Source organism: Streptomyces calidiresistens, assembly GCF_014141525.1.
GTDB classification, from domain to species: Bacteria; Actinomycetota; Actinomycetes; order Streptomycetales; family Streptomycetaceae; genus Streptomyces; species Streptomyces calidiresistens.
Map to the genome: position 1 here is coordinate 1 of NZ_VKHS01000736.1, position 2,679 is coordinate 2,679.

At 77.8% G+C, this 2,679-nt stretch carries 2 protein-coding genes and 1 pseudogene; 1 reads left to right on the forward strand and 2 read right to left on the reverse strand.

Annotation, left to right across the window (positions count from 1 at the left end; genetic code table 11):
- The first annotated feature begins 118 nt into the window (after positions 1–118).
- Entirely contained in the window at positions 119–1,618 is a 1,500-nt protein-coding gene (locus tag FOE67_RS29600; protein ID WP_323385280.1) for a hypothetical protein, read from the forward strand.
- A 12-nt stretch (positions 1,619–1,630) separates the two neighbouring features.
- Here the strand turns inward: FOE67_RS29600 and FOE67_RS22145 are convergent, their stop codons facing one another.
- Positions 1,631–2,383: a class I SAM-dependent methyltransferase gene (locus tag FOE67_RS22145; protein WP_228474163.1), complete on the reverse strand. Its 753-nt coding sequence runs from the start codon at positions 2,381–2,383 to the stop codon at positions 1,631–1,633.
- Positions 2,380–2,679: pseudogene (locus FOE67_RS22150) on the reverse strand (glycosyltransferase); the annotation flags it as partial. The pseudogene FOE67_RS22150 and the gene FOE67_RS22145, both read right to left, overlap by 4 nt.

Here is a 2,679-nt window from a genome sequence, read left to right on the forward strand (position 1 = left end):
TCCCCCGGGTCCCCCGGGTCCCCCCGGTCCGGGGGACCCGCCTGCCGGGCACCGCGACGGCCCGGACGACGGCACGGGTGCGCCCCGGGGGGCCGGACGGGCCGGACGGTACGACGCCGTGGCCGCCCTCGCCGCGTTCGCGCTCTTCGCCCTCGCCGCCGTGATCGGGGCGGCGATCAACGAGGACAACCGGCTCAGCCTGCGGTGGCCCCCCCTGTACGCGGACTGGGAGCCCCACCTCGGCCCGGGAACCGTGCCCACCCTGCTGATCGCCGTTCTGGTGGTGGCCCGGGGCCCGGCCCTGGCCCGCCGATTGCCCTGGCGGGGCCTGCTGTGGGCGGGCTGGGCCGCCTCCCTGGCCTGGACCTTCTCGCTGGCGATGATCGACGGCTGGGAACGCGGGGTGGTCGACCGGCTCACCGGGCGGCACGAGTACCTGGCGGCGGTGGACCGCGTGGACGACCTCGGGCGGTTCCTGACCACCTTCGCCGACCACGTGCCGCTCGACTCCCCGGACAACTGGCCGGTGCACGTGGCCGGGCATCCGCCGGGGGCGCTGTTGACCTTCGTGGGATTGGACCGGATCGGTGCCGGCGGGGGCGTGTGGGGGGCGGTGTTCATCCTGCTGGTGGCCGCCACGACGGTGCCCGCCGTGCTGATCACGGTGCGCGCGATGGCGGGGACCGCGGCGGCCCGCCGGGTGGCGCCGTTCGCGGTGCTGCTGCCGGCGGCGGTGTGGATGGGGGTGTCGGCGGACGCGTACTTCGCGGCGGTCGCGGCGTGGGGGGTGGCCCTGCTCGCCCTCGCCGCCCGGCGGACGACCCGTCGGCCGGGCCTCGCCGCGTTCGGCGCGGGCCTGCTGTTCGGGTGGATGCTCTTCCTGTCCTACGGGCTGGTGCTGATGGCCCCCACGGCGCTGGCGGTGCTGCTCCTGGCCCGCTCGTGGCGGCCGGTCCTGCCCGTTCTCGCCGGGATGGCGGTGGTGGCCCTGGCCTTCCTGGCGGGCGGTTTCTGGTGGTGGGAGGGGTACCAGGCGCTGGTCGAGCGCTACCACCAGGGGGCCGCGCGGCTGCGACCGTACGGCTACTTCGTGTGGGCGAACCTGGCCGTCCTGGCCGTGACGGTGGGCCCGGCGGGAATCGCCGGGCTGCGCAGGGCGGTGGCCGGGGCGGCCCGGTGGACGCGCGGGGTCGTGCGGCGCGGGCGGGCGGATCGGGCCCCGACCGCCCGCGGCCCGCGGGGCGTCCTCGCCGGCGTCGGTTCGCTCGCGAACCCGGTCCGCCTCTCCTTCCCCGCCGCGCCGGGGGTTCTCCCGGTGGGTGGGAGGGGTTCCGGCCCGGAGCCCGCCCCCGACCGTCCCGTCACCGATCGGGACGGGAGCGGGGCCCCGGGGGGCGCGGGACCCCTGGTGGTGCTGGTGCTCTCGGCGGCCGTCGCCGTGCTGGTGGCGACGCTGTCGGGGATGAGCAAGGCGGAGACCGAACGGATCTGGCTGCCCTTCGTGGTGTGGTTGATCCCGGCCGCCGCCCTGCTCCCCGAACGGTGGGTGCGGTGGTGGCTGCCGGCGCAGGCGGCGACCGCCGCGGCGGTCAACCACCTGCTGCTCACCGGCTGGTGACGGCGGGCGGCCTCACTCCCCCGCCCGCAGGAGCAGGAAGGGGCGATCCGCCACCCACCACTCCTCCACCGGTCGCCACCCGGTTCGTGCGGCGTTCTCCCGCAACGCGGCGGTGCCCACCCGGGCCCACGGGAAGACCGGTCCGGCCGCGCCGTTCCCGTTGTCCAGGCGGGCGGGGCCCCGCTCGTCGACCTGGTCGGGAGCGGCCTCGACGATCAGGCGGGCGCCGGGGGCGGCCACCTCCCGCACCCGGTGCAGGAGACGGACCGGGTCCCCGCCGATCCCGATGTTCCCGTCGAGCAGCAGCACCCCGCCCCAGCGCCCCTCGGCCGGCAGCGGATCGAAGATCGAGGCGAGGAGGGCGGTGCCGCCCCCGCGCCGGGTGCGCTCCACCGCGCCGCGGGCCACGTCGATGCCCAGCGCCGGACGGCCGCGCCGGGCGAGTTCGCAGACCATCCGGCCGGGACCGCACCCGACGTCCAGCACGCTGCCCCGGCAGCGGCGCAGCACCGATCGGTCGGCCTCGTCCGGACCGCCGCACCACCGTTCCACGTCCAGGGGCAGGAGTCCCCCGTCGGGTCCGCGCAGGTAGAGCGGGCCGGAGCCGGCGCGCAGGGCCTCGGCGTAGAGGTCGCCGGACCAGGTGCGCCCGGCGGGACGCGCGCCGCGTCGCGGGGTGAGGGGGTGGTGGGCGGCCCGTTTGCCCCCGGGGAGGGAGGACCCGGTCCGGGCCGGACGAACGCCGCGACGGGGAGCGGTGGTCATGCGCGCTCCCCCTCTCCCCCGTGGGCCCCGACCCGTGGGGGGCTCCCCGGGTCGGCGGCGGGGGCCCCGGGCACGGTGCGCCCCCAGATCTCGGCGAAACGGCTGTCGGGTGCCACCCGGGCGGCGATGCGGTCGGCCTCGGCCACGGTGTCCATGTCCTCCAGTTCCGGCAGATCCGCCACCCGCAGGCCGGCGGCGACGAGCCTTCGACGCTGTTCGGCACCGGTGTCGACGGTGGACATCGGCACCCCGCGCACCAGCCCCGGGTCGGGTTCGCCCAGGCCCAGGGCCCAGAA

What these genes read in the sequence shown, in the direction of transcription:
- FOE67_RS22145 (WP_228474163.1), bottom strand. Translation starts at nt 2,383, where the DNA reads ATGACCACCGCTCCCCGTCGCGGCGTTCGTCCGGCCCGGACCGGGTCC.